The 15,615-nt window shown below is 70.2% G+C and carries 14 protein-coding genes; 9 read left to right on the top strand and 5 right to left on the bottom strand.

Translation table 11 applies throughout. The annotated features are described in order from the left end of the window. Positions 1 to 40: 40 nt before the first annotated feature. Entirely contained in the window at positions 41 to 454 is a 414-nt protein-coding gene (locus ACFYW5_RS33340) for an ATP-binding protein (RefSeq protein WP_389420903.1), read from the top strand. A 157-nt stretch (positions 455 to 611) separates the two neighbouring features. Here the strand turns inward: ACFYW5_RS33340 and ACFYW5_RS33335 are convergent, their stop codons facing one another. Beyond that, positions 612 to 2,030 carry an MFS transporter gene (locus ACFYW5_RS33335; RefSeq protein ID WP_389420874.1) on the bottom strand — a complete coding sequence of 473 codons (1,419 nt, stop codon included), beginning with the start codon at positions 2,028 to 2,030 and terminating at the stop codon, positions 612 to 614. 96 nt (positions 2,031 to 2,126) lie between these two features. On the opposite strand from ACFYW5_RS33335, the gene ACFYW5_RS33330 reads away from it, so the two are divergent. Both ACFYW5_RS33330 and ACFYW5_RS33325 read left to right on the top strand, forming a co-directional pair. After that, a complete protein-coding gene (locus ACFYW5_RS33330) occupies positions 2,127 to 2,741 on the top strand; it encodes a helix-turn-helix domain-containing protein (RefSeq protein ID WP_389420873.1) in 615 nt (204 codons plus the stop codon). Between the two features lie 163 nt (positions 2,742 to 2,904). Then, positions 2,905 to 3,576, top strand: a complete 672-nt coding sequence (locus ACFYW5_RS33325; protein ID WP_389420872.1) for an adenylate kinase — start codon at positions 2,905 to 2,907, stop codon at positions 3,574 to 3,576. Between the two features lie 41 nt (positions 3,577 to 3,617). Here the strand turns inward: ACFYW5_RS33325 and ACFYW5_RS33320 are convergent, their stop codons facing one another. Both ACFYW5_RS33320 and ACFYW5_RS33315 read right to left on the bottom strand, forming a co-directional pair. Next, a complete protein-coding gene (locus ACFYW5_RS33320) occupies positions 3,618 to 3,971 on the bottom strand; it encodes a hypothetical protein (RefSeq protein WP_389420871.1) in 354 nt (117 codons plus the stop codon). Positions 3,972 to 4,107: 136 nt separating this feature from the next. Further along, the gene (locus ACFYW5_RS33315) at positions 4,108 to 4,374 is read right to left on the bottom strand and encodes a hypothetical protein (protein ID WP_389420870.1); all 267 of its coding nucleotides are present in this window, start codon (positions 4,372 to 4,374) and stop codon (positions 4,108 to 4,110) included. Positions 4,375 to 4,684: 310 nt separating this feature from the next. On the opposite strand from ACFYW5_RS33315, the gene ACFYW5_RS33310 reads away from it, so the two are divergent. The 3 genes from ACFYW5_RS33310 (at position 4,685) to ACFYW5_RS33300 (ending at position 10,213) form a co-directional block, all read left to right on the top strand. Further along, the gene (locus ACFYW5_RS33310) at positions 4,685 to 5,869 is read left to right on the top strand and encodes a glutamate--cysteine ligase (RefSeq protein WP_389420869.1); all 1,185 of its coding nucleotides are present in this window, start codon (positions 4,685 to 4,687) and stop codon (positions 5,867 to 5,869) included. 274 nt (positions 5,870 to 6,143) lie between these two features. Beyond that, complete coding sequence (locus ACFYW5_RS33305; RefSeq protein WP_389420868.1) at positions 6,144 to 7,928, top strand: N-acetylglutaminylglutamine amidotransferase; 1,785 nt, start codon at positions 6,144 to 6,146, stop codon at positions 7,926 to 7,928. Continuing rightward, a complete protein-coding gene (locus ACFYW5_RS33300; RefSeq protein ID WP_389420867.1) occupies positions 7,901 to 10,213 on the top strand; it encodes a S9 family peptidase in 2,313 nt (770 codons plus the stop codon). Before ACFYW5_RS33305 ends, ACFYW5_RS33300 begins: the two co-directional genes overlap by 28 nt. Here the strand turns inward: ACFYW5_RS33300 and ACFYW5_RS33295 are convergent. After that, positions 10,204 to 11,100 (bottom strand): LysR family transcriptional regulator, encoded by an 897-nt coding sequence (locus ACFYW5_RS33295; RefSeq protein WP_389420866.1) that lies wholly within the window; start codon positions 11,098 to 11,100, stop codon positions 10,204 to 10,206. The genes ACFYW5_RS33300 and ACFYW5_RS33295 overlap by 10 nt on opposite strands. Positions 11,101 to 11,202: 102 nt before the next feature. On the opposite strand from ACFYW5_RS33295, the gene ACFYW5_RS33290 reads away from it, so the two are divergent. Both ACFYW5_RS33290 and ACFYW5_RS33285 read left to right on the top strand, forming a co-directional pair. Then, on the top strand, positions 11,203 to 11,568 hold the full coding sequence (locus ACFYW5_RS33290; RefSeq protein WP_389420865.1) for a YybH family protein: 366 nt from the start codon (positions 11,203 to 11,205) through the stop codon (positions 11,566 to 11,568). A gap of 465 nt (positions 11,569 to 12,033) precedes the next feature. After that, complete coding sequence (locus ACFYW5_RS33285) at positions 12,034 to 12,945, top strand: hypothetical protein (RefSeq protein WP_389420864.1); 912 nt, start codon at positions 12,034 to 12,036, stop codon at positions 12,943 to 12,945. A gap of 276 nt (positions 12,946 to 13,221) precedes the next feature. On the opposite strand, the gene ACFYW5_RS33280 is transcribed toward ACFYW5_RS33285, so the two are convergent. After that, positions 13,222 to 13,788: a TetR/AcrR family transcriptional regulator gene (locus ACFYW5_RS33280; protein ID WP_389420863.1), complete on the bottom strand. Its 567-nt coding sequence runs from the start codon at positions 13,786 to 13,788 to the stop codon at positions 13,222 to 13,224. 100 nt (positions 13,789 to 13,888) lie between these two features. Here ACFYW5_RS33280 and ACFYW5_RS33275 point away from each other — a divergent pair, with 100 nt between their 5' ends. Further along, positions 13,889 to 15,562 (top strand): CocE/NonD family hydrolase, encoded by a 1,674-nt coding sequence (locus ACFYW5_RS33275; protein ID WP_389420862.1) that lies wholly within the window; start codon positions 13,889 to 13,891, stop codon positions 15,560 to 15,562. Positions 15,563 to 15,615 lie beyond the last annotated feature (53 nt).

The following is a 15,615-nucleotide window of genomic DNA, read 5'->3' as shown; positions in this document are numbered from 1 at the left end:
AGCCGACGGTGACGGCTGTACGACGCCGGATGAATGTCTGATGCGGGCCGGTTACGCGCTGGAGGGCGACGACGCGTGCATCGCGCATGCCCGCCACCACGCCGCGGCCTTCCTCGACAGGGCCCATGCCGACCACCGGCTGCCGGTCTCCGCCTGCGCGAGAGATCTCACGCAACTGGTGGTGAGCGAGCTGGTCACCAACGCCCGCAAGTACGCCCCCGGACCGGTCCTGATGGAGCTGCGCGTCAGCGCCCGCGCGGTGGACGTCGTCGTGTGGGACAGCGATCCGACGGTCCCCGTGGCCCGGCCCGCCGATCCGAGCCGGGTCGGCCAGCACGGTCTGGAGATCGTTCACGCGGTCACCGAGGACCTGACCGTCGAGCAGGAGCCGGTCGGCAAGCGGATCACGGCCCGTATCAGCCTGGCCGACACCCTCAACGGCAGCCGGACGTGACGCGGACGAAGGCGTAACCCCGCGCGGGTAGCCCGGTGGACAGGCGGGCAGTACCTGCCTGTCCCATCAACGCAGTTTTTGCAGACTTCCCGCGCCGCCAGCTCCCGTCGAGCGGCGGGTGTTCGGCAGCGCTCGACGAGACGGCGGCGCGCTTGGCTCACCGAGGTGATGGCGAGGCGGGGCTCGTGGGGGCCTCCTTCGGCGGTGAGATGCGGGCGACGAGGAAGAGCAGCACGCCGCAGGTGGCGACCAGGATCCAGCCCGGGCGGGAGGCGTGTGCGAGTTCCGTCGGCCCGGCAGCGGCGACCAGGCCCCCGGCGAGAGCGATGCCGATGGCGGAGCCGAGTTGCCGTGCGGTGGAGGTGATCGCCCCGGCCACACCGGCACGGTCGCGTGGCAGTCCATTGACCGCGGTGTTGGTGATCGGGGCATTGGCGAAGCCGAACCCGATGCCGATGAGCGCGTAGGCGGCCAGCAGCAGGAACACGCTCGTGTGCGGGGTGAGCCGCACCAGGCACAGAGCACCGGCCGTGATGAAACCGCCGGCCAGGAACAGCGGCAGCCGCGGTCCCGTGCGGCCGACCATGCGGCCGGACCAGGGGGCGCACAGGGTCGCTCCGAGAGCCAGGGGCAAGGTCGCCACGCCGGTGGCCAGCGGCGTCCATCCCCGGGTGTGCTGCAGGTAGAGGGTGTTCAGCAGCAGCGTCATGCTCAAGGCGACGAAGACCGCCACGGCGCCGACGGCGGCACCGCTGAAGACCGGGCGCCGGAAAAGCTGCAGATCCATGAGCGGCTCAGGTCGGCGGGACTCGACCCACACGAATGCGGCTGTCGCCGCGGCGCCACCCGCGTATCCCGCCAGCGCCGCAGGCGAGGTCCAGCCGATGCGCGGCCCTTCGATCAGCACGCCGACCACGACGGCGAGGACCACGGTCAGCAGGATCTGCCCAGGCAGGTCGAGCCGCCGGGCCCGCGGTGCCCGGGACTCCGGCACGAACACCGCACTGAGCAGCAGAGCGGCGCCGATGACGGGAGCGTTGATCCAGAACAGCGCCCGCCAGTCCAGCACCGCGAGCAGCGCGCCACCCGTCAAGGGCCCGGCGGCCATGCTCAGCCCGAACACCGACGCCCAGATACCGATCGCCTGCGCCCGTTCCTTCGGGTCCGGCATCGCGTTCACCACGATCGCGAGCGCCACCGGACTGAGCATGGAGGCACCGACGCCCTGCAGCGCGCGGGCCGCGATGAGTACGCCCGCTGACGGGGCGAGCGCGCACAGCAGGGAGGCCACGCCGAACACGGCCAGCCCGCACTGGAACACCCGGCGGCGTCCGAAGCGATCCGCCAGCGCGCCGGAGGAGATCAGCAGACTGGCCAGGACGAGGGTGTAGGCGTCCACGATCCATTCCAGACCGTGCGTGTCGACATCCAGGCCAGCCCCGATGGCCGGCAGACCCACATTGACGATGGTCGTGTCGAGGCCCACCAGGAACATGCTCAGACAGCAGACGGCCAGTACCGTCCAGCGTCGGCGCGCACTGAGCAGGGGTGGAACAGAGTGTGTCGTGGCGGTCATGGCCTGCCTCTGATCTGCGGGAACAATGCCCGGCTAGGCTCACCCCGAGCGGGGGTCGCGGCCCAGCAGTTTTGCGAACACTGCAAAACTGGGTCCATGAACACAGAACGCGAGGACGCGGAGCTGGAGCAGATCCTCGACGGCATCGGGCCCCGGCTGCGCAAGCTGCGCCAGGAACGGGGACTCACACTCGAGGCACTCGCCACCACGACGGGGATCTCCGTCAGCACGCTGTCCCGGGTGGAATCGGGCAAGCGCCGCCCTACGCTGGACCTGCTCATCCCGCTGGCACGGGCGCACCACGTCGCACTCGATCAGCTGGTGGCGGCACCGGCCACGGGAGACCCCCGGGTGCACCTGCGGCCCGTGCGCAAGGGGCGCGGCAGCGTCCTGGTACCCCTGACGCAGTACCCGGGCCGAGTGCAGGTCTTCAAGCAGGTGCTGGCACCCCGTGAGCCGGAACTGGTCACCCACGAGGGCTACGAATGGCTCTACGTCCTCGCCGGTCGGCTGCGCCTGATCCTCGGGTCGCAGGACGTCACGCTGCGGCCGGGCGAAGTGGCCGAGTTCGACACCACCGAGCCCCACTGGTTCGGCCCGGCGGACACCAACACCGTGGAGATCCTGCACCTGTTCGGCCCCCGAGGAGACCAGGCTGTCGTCCGCGCCAAACCGGCCGCCAGCGCTTCGGACGTACCGTCAACTGGGTGATGACCGGGCCCCGTCGAGGGTTCCGTGCCGGTGAACCGCTCCGGCGTGTGGTTTTCCCCACCCTCAAGGGGGGCTTACCGGATGGGCAACGAGGAGGGTGCGCTGCGATCGTATGCCCCAAGGACGACTGGCCGGCCGTTCATGACGAAGGGACACCTCATCGATGCGCATCCTCCTGATCGGGCCGCCCGGGGCCGGCAAAGGCACGCAGGCGGTGCGTCTTGCCGCGCATCTGTCGATCCCGCACATCTCCACCGGTGACCTGTTCCGCGAGCACATCGACCAGGGAAGCGAGCTTGGGCGGAACGCCCACGCGCACCTACGCGCCGGCCGTCTGGTACCGGACGACGTCACGATCGGGGTGATCGAGGAGCGTCTTGCCCGTCCGGACACCGAGGCGGGATTCCTGCTGGACGGCTTCCCGCGCAATCGGGCCCAGGCGGAGGCGCTGGACGGCCTCCTGGCCGACTCGGGGTCGAAGTTGGATGCCGTGCTGGAGCTGGAGATTCCCGAGGCCGAGGTGGTCGAGCGGATCGCTGGACGACGGTTGTGCCGTCAGGGCCGCGACCACATCTTCCACGTCGATTACAGCCCGCCTGCAGCGCCAGGAGTCTGCGATGTCTGCGGCGGCGAGCTGTACCAGCGCGATGACGACCGCGAGGCGACTATTCGTAAGCGGCTGGAGGTCTATCGCAGCGAGACGACACCGGTCGTCGACCATTACCAGGCTCAGGGTGTGGTGACCGCGATCTCGGCCGTCGGCCAGGTCCAGGAGGTCCTGGACCGCGCGCTGATCGCGATCGGCCACCGCCGGGACGATGCGTCGGGCGTGTAGAGCGGACGAACCGCACCTTGAGCGCCAGCTCGATCCGCCGCTCAGCAGCCGGGCGGGATCCGGTCCTGGGGCTCATCACCCCTCTGCGCCGCGCCGTCGTCCCTCTGCGAGCGCCCGGCCACGGCCGGGTCGGTCGAGTCGGAGATCAGCTCCGCGATGCGCAGGGTGCACTCCCACTCCGACAGCTTGCCTTTGATCACCACCAGGTATGTCTCCTGGTCGGTGAAGCGGTACACGCGGCGCCGCTTCTCGACGATGTTTCTGCTCGGTACATACGTGTGGACGGCGGCACGGAGCGCCTTCAGCGCCTGGTCCTCAGTTTCCAGCCCACGGCGGATGAACTCGGTCCTGTACACGTCGCTGTAGTACTCCGCGATCACGACCCAGTCGCCCATGCCCGCTCCCCGCTCGGCGCCGTTGCCAGTCAGTCACAGCTCAGGTTCCGGAGCAAGGGTGCTGCAGCGGAGGAGACGCTGACGTGGGCTGGGCGTATCACCTTCAGTGCGCACACCTCAAAGCCGAAACGAACACTCAGCTTTCGCCGAGGACACGGTTGAGAGTGTCCCGCACGACGGTGGCTGCTTCCAGCTTTGCGTCTGCTTGTTGGCTGCTTCCTTTGTGCGGGGTCAGCTTGTCGATTTCCGCTTGGGCATAGTCCCGCCCTGCCCGGACGTTCGACGCATGGAGGGTATGGTTGCCGGCCATTCCAGCCGCACCGCCCCGGGCTGCCCCTTTCACTCCCTCCTCGAATTCACGAAGCACCCTCAACTTCTTCTTGAACTCCTCGTCCCTGCTCACTGTGCTCCTCCATCGCATGCGGTGGCCTGATCGAGGTGTGTGCACTTCTAGGGGTCGGCAACCGCGGCACGTGACTTATCGCCCGCATGCCGATCATGACCACCCTGACAGTCGACAGAGCGTGACTTCCCTGTGACGAGCCGGGCCGCGTCTGTGCTCATCCGTGGGGCCGGAGTGTCACATTCGCACTGCTGTGCTTATCCCCGGATGAGCTGGGAACTCGCAGGTCATCACAACCGCCCAGCGTCGAGGGACGGGTCTCGTACCCGCCGAGGGAACAGCGCTCGGATACGTAGGAGTGACATTGACTATGCGCATCGGTGTGGAGGAGGAGTTTCACGTCCTGGAGGTGGAGAGCGGACTGCTGGTGCCGCGCGCCGACGCGCTCCTGCGGCGGCTTCCCCAGAAGACCTTCACGACAGAACTGCACCAGTGCACCGTTGAGGCGAACAGTTCGGTGCACGCGACTCTGGACGGCCTGAACGCCGACCTCACCCGCCTGAGACGGCAGCTGGACGCGGCCGCGTCCGCGCAGGGCCTGGCCGTGGTGGCCGCGGGGACGGCCCCGCTTGGGCCCGCGGACGCGGCGAGCCCCACAGCCGACGCCCGCTACCTCCATATGGCCGAGGAGTACCGCAAGGTCGCCGACGAGCAGCTCATCTGCGGTGCCCAGGTTCACGTGGACGTGCCCGACCGCGACACCGCCGTACAGGTCATGTGCGAGGTCGCGCCCTGGCTGCACGTGCTGCTGGCGGTCTCCACGAGTTCGCCCTTCTGGCAGGGGGCCGACACGGGGTACGCGAGCTGGCGTTCCATGGTGTGGCAGCGCTGGCCCACCGCAGGCCCGGCCGGCTGCTTCTCCGGCGCGGCCGAGTACGACGCGGCGGTGGAGGACTCCGTACGCGCCGGGATCATCAGCGACCCGGGGATGATCTACTACGACGTCCGCCCTTCCTCCCATCTGGACACGCTGGAACTGCGCATATGCGATGCCTGTCCACGTGCTGAGACCGTCGTGCTCATCGCCGGACTCTTCCGCGCCCTGGTGACCGAGGCCCTCGAACGGCTGCGCGAGCGCGGTCCCAGTTGCACCGGTCGGCACGAGTGGCTGCGGGGCGCGGCATGGCGTGCCGCCCGGTCCGGCCTCGAAGGTGCCCTGGTGGACCCCGAGACCCACCGCGCGGCACCCGCACGCCAGGTCCTGCGCAAGCTGCTCGCCCGGCTGCGGCCCGCCCTGGAGGCCCACGGGGACTGGGACACCGTCCTCGGGCTGACCGAGGCGGTCCTCGCGGACGGAAGCGCCGCCCGGCGCATCCGCCGTACGGCACAGCAGGAGGATGTCCTCGCCTGCGTCGACATGCTGATCGCCGAGACCCGCGGCGAACGCGCACCTCGCCGTTCCACGCCGCTCGGCCCCCGGCTCACCCCGGCCGTCGCCGGGCGCGGCCCGCGTTCTTCCGCCGGTTCCGGGGCGCCGGGGGCCATCGGCCTCTGATGGGTGGTGCGTGTCATGAGACCGCCACCGGTCCCGCAGCTTCCGCGCGCAGCGCCGGGCTGCAGGCGCTCGCCACCTCCGTCGGCCCGGCCTTCTCGGGCATCACCGCCCGCCGTGGTGCGTTCCGCCCCCGTTGTGGAACGTATGTCCTGTCCCCGTGCAGAAAGGGTTTTGTCATGTCGTGCAGTACCCCCCGGATCCCGTCCGGAGGGCGGGCACCGCTAATTCCGTCGCGGCGCACCGCCGCCGGTACCCGGAAGGGAGGCGGGACGTCATGTGCGGTCTGAGCGGGGAGATCCGTTTCGACGGCGAGCGGCCCGACCTGGCGGCCGTCGGACGCATGACCGACGGGCTGGCCGACCGCGGACCCGACGGGCAGGGCACCTGGACGCGGGGCGCGGTGGCGCTGGGACACCGGCGACTGAAGATCATCGACCTGTCGGACCGGGGAGGGCAGCCGATGACGGACGCCCGGGGAGAGGTCACCGGCGTCTTCAACGGCTGCATCTACAACTATCCCGAGCTGCGCGAGGAGCTGCGCCGCCTCGGGCACGTCTTCGAGTCGACCTCGGACACCGAGGTGGTGCTCAACGCCTACCTGCAGTGGGGCACCTCCTGCGTCGAGCACTTCCGCGGCATGTTCGCCTTCGCGATCGTCGAGCACCGGACCGGCCGGGTGATCCTCGCCCGTGACCGCCTCGGCATCAAGCCGCTGTACCTGGCACAGACACCGCAGCGGCTGCGGTTCGCCTCCACGCTGCCCGCCCTCCTCGCCGCCGGAGACGTAGACACCTCACTCGATCCGGTCGCCCTCCACCAGTACCTGAGCTGGCACGCCACGGTCGCGGCGCCGCACACCGTCCTCAAGGGCGTGCGCAAACTTCCCCCGGCCACGGTGCGGGTCATCGAGCCGGACGGCACCCACCAGGATCACTGTTACTGGCAGCCGTCCTACACACGCCGGGCGGAGTACGCCGGTATGAGCGCGGACGAATGGCGGGACGCGGTCCTGGACGCGCTGCGTACGGCCGTGCGCCGCCGCATGGTCTCCGACGTGCCGGTCGGCGTGCTGCTCTCGGGCGGGCTCGACTCGAGTCTGATCGTCGCTCTGCTGGCCGACGAGGGCCAGCGGGACCTGAAGACGTTCAGCGTCGGGTTCGAGACGGAGGGCGGTGAGAAGGGCGACGAGTTCCTGTACTCCGACCTGGTGGCCAGGGAGTTCGGCACCGACCACCGCCGGATGATGGTTCCCTCCGAGCGGGTCTCCACGGCGCTGGACGGGGCGGTCGCCGCGATGAGCGAGCCGATGATCAGCCACGACGTGGTCGCCTTCCACCTGCTGTCCGAGCAGGTGTCCAAGGAGGTGAAGGTCGTGCAGAGCGGGCAGGGCGCCGACGAGGTCTTCGCCGGCTACCACTGGTACCCGCGGTTGGCCGAGGTCTCCCGCGAGGACGAACCGGAGCGCTACGCCGAGACGTACTTCGACCGGTCGCACGCCGATCTCGCCCGCATCCTGCGCCCGGAACTGCTACCCGACGGTGACGTCTCGGGCGACTTCGTCCGCGACCACATGGCGGTTCCCGGCGCGCAGACCGCGCTGGACGCCGCGCTCCGCCTGGACACGCACGTCATGCTCGTCGACGACCCCGTCAAGCGGGTCGACAACATGACCATGGCCTGGGGCCTGGAGGCCCGCGTGCCCTTCCTCGACCACGAACTGGTGGAGCTGGCGGCAGCCTGCCCGCCGGAACTCAAACTGGCCGACGACGGCAAGGGCGTGCTGAAGGCGGCGGGCCGCAAGCTTCTGCCCCGCGAGGTCGTCGACCGCCCCAAGGGCTACTTCCCGGTACCGGCGATCCGGCACATGGCCGGACCCGTCCTGCAGCGGGTGCGCGAGGCCCTCGAGGCACCGGAGGCCAAGCAGCGCGGACTGTTCCAGGAGTCGTATGTCGCCGAGCTGCTCCAGGCGCCCGACGAGCACCGCACCAGGCGGGGCGCGAACGCCCTGTGGCAGATAGCTTTGCTGGAGATATGGCTGCAGACGCACGGAATCAAGTGACCGGCGACCGCGGCATGCGGGCGGTGGACGGCCCGGCGCCGGCCCCGCCCGCTCCCGGCACCCTGGGTCCGGCGCCCGTATCGCTGAAGGACGGCCGGACGTCGCTGAAGGACGGTCCGACGTCGCTGAGGGACGGCCGGACGTCGCTGAAGGACGACCGGACAGAGGACCGGCCGAGCACTGCCGACGCCGCCGCGCCCGCGCCCGCACTGGTGACGCTGCCCGAGGCGGGCGGCCCCCGAGACGCCGTGACCCGCCTGCGCGCGCACGGCTGCTGGTACCCCTCCGCCAACGCCGAGGGCACCGAGGCGGCCTTCATCTGCGACCGGGGCGGCGTGCCTCAGCTGTGGGCCGGTCCCGTCGGCAGCCACGAGGTGCGCCTGCTGGACTCCTCACCGGATCCCGTCAAAGAGGTGTCCTGGTCACCGGACGGCCGCTGGATCGCGTACACCACCGCGCCGGGCGGGGGCGAACACACGCGCGTGCTCTGCGTACGCCCCGACGGCACCGGCCGCCGCATTCTGGCCGGGGCCGATTTGGCGGGTTCCGCGTATCTGGGGTGCTGGGCGCACGACGGCTCGGCCGTCGCCGTCACCGTCGCGGCTCCGGCCCCGGTGGGGCAGACCCTGCTGGAGCACGGCGGCCGGGAGGACGGCCTGCTCACCGGGGCCCGCCCGGGGGCCGACTGGGCGGAGCGGGACGGTCACGCGACACTCCTCGGCCCGGCCGCGTACGACGCCACGTCGAGGACCGGGCCCACCGGGACGCCGGCCGACACCACGGCTCCCGCCGCCCGGCCCGGCGGCGGCCTGTCGGTCTACCTGATCGACCCCGACGGCCTCGCCTCCCCCGTGCTGCTCACCACGGAGACACACGCCGCCTCCCTGCGCGCGTGCGACCTCAGCCATGACGGCCGCTTCGCACTGCTGCGCCGGGGGCCGCGCGGACGGCGCGAGGCGGTCGTCCTCCGCACCGCCGACTCGGCCACCACCTGCGCCCTGCCGGTCGCCGACGGCGACCCCTGGATCGGACGGTTCTCCCCGGACGGGCGGACGCTGTGGCTGCGCAGCAACGCCGACCGGGAGTACGCGGCGCTCGTCGCCGTCGCCCTGGACGCCGGTGGAAGGCCGCAGAGTACGTCCGTCGCAGCGGAACGCGACGGAAACGACCTCGAACTCCTCGCCATCGCACACGACGGTTACACCGCCGCCCTGGCATGGAACGTGCAGGGCGCCAGCGAGCTGGAACTCGTCGAGACCTTCCCCACCGGGCAAGCCTCCGACGACACCGGAGCAGCCTCCGACGACACCGGCCCGCCACGTCCCCTGCCCCTGCCCCACGAGGTCGTCACCCGGGTGACCGCCGCCGGAGCCGGGCGGCTGCTGGTCGCACTGTCCGGGTCGCAACGCCGACCGGGTGTCTGGTGGGCCCACGAAGGCGTGTCCGTGCTGCGCACGCCCTGGTCCGCCCAGGACGAGGACGCCGTCCCGCCGGGGCGCCCACCGGTACGACCCGTCCCCTTGCGACTGACGGCACGCGACGGGCTGCCGCTGGGCGGCTGGTACTACCGGGCGCCCGGGCGCGCCCCCGACGAACCCGCACCGTGCGTCATCCACCTGCACGGAGGCCCCGAAGAACAGGAACGCCCGGTCTTCAATCCGCTCTACCACGAGCTGACCGGGCGCGGCCTGGACGTCTTCGCCCCCGACGTCCGCGGATCCCTGGGCCACGGCCGGTCGTTCGTCGACGCGGACCTGGGCGCGGGCCGCTTCGCCGCGTTCGACGACGTCGCGGACTGCGCGGCGCACGCGGTCACCGCGGGCCCCGCCGATCCGACGCGGCTGGCGGTCATGGGCCGCTCGTACGGCGGCTATCTGACGTTCGCCTCCCTCGTGTGGCACCCGGACCTCTTTCGCACCGGAGTCGCCGTCTGCGGCATGTCGGACCTCCTGACCTTCTTCGCCGGTACGGAGCCGTGGATCTCGGAGTCCGCGGCGCACAAGTACGGCCACCCGGAGCGCGACCGCGAGCTGCTGCGCGCCCTGTCACCGATGAGCCGCATCGAGGCGCTGCGTGTTCCGCTGCTTGCCGTGCACGGCGAACACGACACCAACGTGCCACCGGGGGAGTCCCAGCAGTTCGTACGGGCGGCGCGGGAACGGGGCATCCACGCCGAGCTGTTGACCCTGCGCGATGAGGGTCACGACTTCCTGCGCGCGGACAACCGGCGCCTGTTCCGTCGTGCGGCGGCCGACTGGCTGGAACGGCATCTGAACTACCGCTGATGAGATGTGGTGTTGGTGAACGCTCGTCGGCTGTGTACGAGCAACTCGCGCACCGCGGGGTTGTGCGCGCTTCTCCAGACCAGGGCAAGCAGGGCCGGTACGTCGACGTCATCGATGGTGCGGGCGGTGAGCTGGTCGCGGTAGCTCTCGGCCATCGATTTGCTGAGGACGGCGACGCCGAGCCCGCGGACGGCGAGGCCGGCGATGGCATCGGCGGCGCTGGCCTGCAGCGTGATAGTGGGCTGGAGGTTCTGGGCGGCGCAGGCCTGGTCGAACACCGCGCGCAGGCCCGTGCCGGGCGGCATGCACACGATCGGGTGGGCGGTCAGGTCGCGCAGGGTGACCCGCCGCCGCTTCGCCAAGGCGTGCCCGGCCGGAACCGCCGCGACGAGGCGTTCGCTGATGACGGTCAGCGCGGCCAGACCGTCGGGGGTGGCGGTTGCGGTACCGATGAGCGCCATGTCGACGGTGCCTGTACGCACCCCTTCGGCGAGCCGGTCGGAGCTGTCCTCCAGCAGCGAGATCTCCACTCCGGGATGTGCCTCGTGGAATGCGGCGAGGGCGTCGAACAACGGGGTGATGGTGCAGCCGATGACCATCCCGACGGTAAGCCGGCCTCGGATCAGGTCCGTCACCTCGCCCACCGCCTGGCCGACCGCCCCGGCTGCCGCGAGTGCGGTACGGGCGTGTTCGAGCGCGGCCTTCCCGGCGGGCGTGAGGGTGACGGTGCGGGCGGACCGGTCGAACAGCTCGGCGCCGAGTTCCCGTTCGAGCTGGCGGATCTGGGCGCTGACGCCGGACTGACTGATGTGCACCCGCTCGGCCGCACGCGTGAAGTTGCGCTCCTCGGCGACGGCGATGAAGTACTCCAACTGCCTCAGCTCCATAACTGGAAATTCTAGTGTTCAGAAAATCCAGCTGCTGGACTTCTGAGAGACCGCCGACCACGCTGAGAGGTACCGGAACCCGACCTCGCACGGAGGAAACCCATGCCGGAGTACGAGAAGGCCATGCGGCCCGAAGACATCACCCGCTTGTTCGTCGAGCGATCCAACGCGGGTGACGCGGCTGGGGTCGCCGCGCTCTACGAAGAGGATGCGGTGCTGGCCTACCCGCCCGGCGAGCTGACGGTGGGCCGGGAGGCGATCCGCGCGCTGTGGGAGAAGGTGCTGGCCAACGCTCCCCGCTTTGAGCCGGAATCACCCCTGCCGACGCTGGTCAACGGCGACATCGCTCTCGCCTCGACCCCACCCAAGGTTGGGGCCGGCGCCCGGGCACAGGTCGTCCGGCGCCAGCCCGACGGAAGCTGGCTGCGCATGCTGGACCAGCCCGAGTTCGTCCCACCCACTCGCTGACGCTGAATCGGCTCGACCCGGAAGCCGAGATCAAGCGGCGTGAGACGATCGGCGACCGCGTGACCGGGTGGCGGATCCTCCCCTCCCGCCCTGAATCAGCCGCAGGTGACGGGGCCGGGCATGGCGAGGCGCCTTGACCGAGCGCATCAACCAAGCCTCCAGCCGGTCCATACCGAACAGCAGGACCCCCACCACCGGCAGCACCATGCATGCAACGAGGACCACGCCCAGGCCTCCTCCGCGACCGACAACCCCTTCCTGGGTGCCCGGGCAGCGCCAGGCCAACAAGTCCCCGTGTGAAGAAGCCGTGCCGCTCCGGCGTTCCTCACGTGTTGGCCGGAACCACAACTGCCGTCGCCCGAAACTTAGTTGCCCCAGGCCACACTGGTTGACAGACTCGCTCCGCCGTCGCATGGATCACGGTCGCTTCGGCAACGGGGTACTTCATCTCTCAGGGGGAGATCAATGAGACTCAGCGCGCCCAAACGCGTCCTGGCCCGCGCCACAGCCGTCCTCGTACTGACCTTGGGCATGGCCACCGGCACGACCGGCCTGGTGTCCGGCACCGACGCGCACGCTCTGCCCGTCACCGAAGGATCCTTGAGCTTCAGCGGCGACGAGGGCGACTGGATCAGCCAAGGCCAGTCCTACGCCTACTCGACGGCGTCTGAGGACCGGCTGGACATCTCAGCCGACAACGCCAACAACTCGGTCCGCCTCTGGGTCGACGCGGCGAACGGTGACTGGTGGTCCCTCGATCTCGCGGCGCCCTCCGGCAACACCCTCGCGCCGGGTACCTACACCGGCGCCACCCGCCACCCCTTCAACGAACCGACCGAGCCGGGGCTGGACATCAGCGGGAACGGGCGCGGCTGCAACACGCTCACCGGCGAGTTCACCATCTCCGAGGTGGAGTTCGGCCCGCAGGGCTATGTGAAGAAGCTCGATGCCACCTTCGTGCAGCACTGCGAGGGAGGCACCGCCGCAGCGCGCGGCGAGGTCCACATCGACAACCCGACTCCGCCGGCCGAGCTCGACCTCGGCCTCGCCGTTGCCGTGGAGGGCACCGCGAGCACCCTGAACGGCGAAGCCACCCTGCACGGGACGGTGAGCTGCAACAAGCCGGTACAGGTGGACGTGTCGGGCGACGTCACCCAGGTGAAGAAGCAGAAGCTCATCCGCGGCTCCTTCACCACGCCGGTGTCCTGCACGCCGGGCTCTCCCGCGGCCTGGACCGCGACGGCCGTACCCACCGGAGACGTTCCCTTCCAGCGCGGCGACGTCGAGGTCGAGGCCCGCGCGACGGCAACGGACCCGGACTACGCCCAGCCGGTGACCGTCAGCGAGACGGTGGCGGTGCACCTGAAGCGGGCCTAGAGCAGAGGGCTTGCCCCGGGGCCGTCCGCATCAAAGCCGCGGCACCCGGGGCCTGAGCCTCCCGCACGGAGGCGAGCCGCAACACTCGTCCGGCCAATCGAGGGCTGTGACGTTCGGTGCCCATCTACGGTGCCGCGTCGAGGGTCACCGTCGCGGTTGACCGGTGCCGGGCGGAGGATTGGGCGGCGGGTATCAGGCCGCCCGCTGCTTATGACCGCCGCCGCTGACGAGAGCTCGGCGGCCCCAACATGCGCACCGCCTCCGTAGGTCGCGGACTCACGCGTCCATCAGGGCGTTCACCACCGCTTTGGCCACCCGGCTGGCCCGTTCCGGTGTCCAGTGACCCGGCTCCTCGATGGAGGAGATGTAGTAGCCGCGGGTCAGCAGAGACAGGACGTCGGCGGCGAGGGTGGCGTCGGCGACTCCCGCGTCGATGGATGCCTCCAGGAACTCCTGGCGTGTTTCACGGGGTTCCTGGCGGTCGACGCCCCCCGGGTCGGTATGTGCCGACGACAGCATCTCGACCCAGAGCATGCGAAGCAGCAGGTCCTCGGGTTCCGTGCTGAGGTGCCACTCCACCGTCGCGCGCAGCCGGTTGGCGCCGGTCAGGTCCTGCACCCGGGCTTCCAGGTCGGTCCGCCACCGCGACTCCGCGGCGCGGACGGCGTTGGTGATCAGGGCCATCCGCGTAGGCACGTAGTTCGTGACCATCGCCGTGGACCCGCCGAGTTCTTTGGCCACGGCACGGATGGTGACGGCTCGCGCACCGTCCCGGGCGGCGACAGCGAGAGTCGCCTCGGCGATTGCCTCGCGGCGCTGGACTTCGTCGACGTCGATCGGCATGGAAGCAACCTAGCTCAGAGGGGGGTTGACGTTAAACACACCTGGATGCAACGCTGTTATATCACGTTGTTTTCTAAAGATTCGCCCCGTGGAGGGCCTCATGAGCCTTGCCGTCCATCGCGTCACGCCCGAACCCGTCCCCGCGCAAGCGCGGCAGTACGCCGTGCGCATGCGCGACGGAGTGCGGTTGGCCACCGATGTGTACGGCGCCGGCCAGGAGGAGCCGGCGCCGGCTGTCCTGGCCCGCCTGCCCTACGACAAGAACAGCCGGTATGTGTTCTTCGAAAGGATCGCGGAAAGGTTCATCGCGCACGGCTACGTGGTGGTGGTCCAGGACGTCCGCGGCAAGTTCCGTTCGGAGGGGCGGACTCTGGGCTGGACCGGAGAGGTCGACGACGGCTACGACACCCTGGAGTGGATCACCCGCCAGCCGTGGTCCGACGGGACCGTGGGCATGTTCGGCGACTCGTACTACGGGTTCACCCAGTGGTCCGCGGTCTCCAGTCAGCATCCCGCTCTGCGAGCCATCGTCCCCCGGGTGACGTGCACGACGAATGCCCCCGGCACAGCCGCGTACGACCCGGGCTCCGGACGGCAGCCCGTGTGGTTGGAAGGAACCACGTACCAGGCGCAGGTGTGGATCGACAACGACAGTTACGAGTTCGACGTCGATCTCACCAGGCGCCCGGTCGTCGCCGTCTACGAGGAGGCGTTCGAGGCGATCGGGAAGCGCTCGCCGGGCTTCGACCTCATTGTCGGTGGCATCCCCCTCGATCCGTACAACGGACCGCACCCCTACGACGCTCGTCCCGTGCCGGTGCTGCACTGCGTGGGCTGGTTCGACAACCTCGGCACGGCCCACATGCGTGACTACGCGGAGCTGGCCAAGCGCCCCGGCTGGGCGGCCGTGCAGTATCTGATCGCCGACACGATCGACCACGAGAACTACTTCCTGGAGGACGCCCCGGCATCCCCTGCCACCGATCACCTGGCCGACGACGCCGCCCTCGAGCGCATGCTGGACTCCTACACCGGCCCCGCGATCGAGTTCTTCGACATCTTCCTCAAGGGCACCGCTCCACCGGACTCCCTGCCGCGAGTGCGCTGGAAGCTGGGCCATGAGGGCTGGCGCACCGCCGCCAGGTGGCCACTGCCCGAAGCGGCGACGATCCAGCTGTACCTCGCGGAGCCGGCCGCGTCGACCGGCACGGTCCCCGGCGGGACGCTCGCACCGCGTCCGGCGCAGACGTCCGACGCGGTGGAGTGGAGATACGACCCGGACGACCTCGTGCCGTCGGCCGCAGCCGACACCTTCTCGCAGTTGCGCGACCACGTCGACGAGCGTTCCACCCTCGACCGGGACGATGTCCTCGTGTTCACGGGGATCGCCTCCGACCGGCCGCTCGACCTCGCCGGACCCGTGCACGCGGTCCTGCACGTGGAGAGCACGGCACCCACCTTCGACGTCTTCGTCCGCCTCCTCGACCTGGCCCCGGACGGCACGGCGCGGCTGATCCTACGGGGCTGCGCCCAGGCCGACGCGCCCGGAGAGGTGGAGATCGCCCTGGGACACACCGGCTACCGGGTGCGGCCGGGACACCGTCTCGCCCTGATGATCGCCGGCAGTGACTTCCCGAACCACCTGCCCAACTCCGGCTCACAGGAAAGCCCGTGGCGGACGACCACCCCCAAAGCGAGCCTCCAAACGCTCCGGACCGGCTCCACCCACCTCTCCCGGCTGTGCCTGACCGTCCTGCCCACCAGCGGCGAATAGCCCCCGCACCCTGGAGGGCACATGCTCCCTCTGCGACAACTCCCCAGCACACC

It is taken from the genome of Streptomyces sp. NPDC002779, from assembly GCF_042888685.1.
GTDB lineage: Bacteria > Actinomycetota > Actinomycetes > Streptomycetales > Streptomycetaceae > Streptomyces.
Note: the sequence above shows the minus strand (reverse complement) of the source record. Positions and strands in the feature narration are given on the sequence as shown.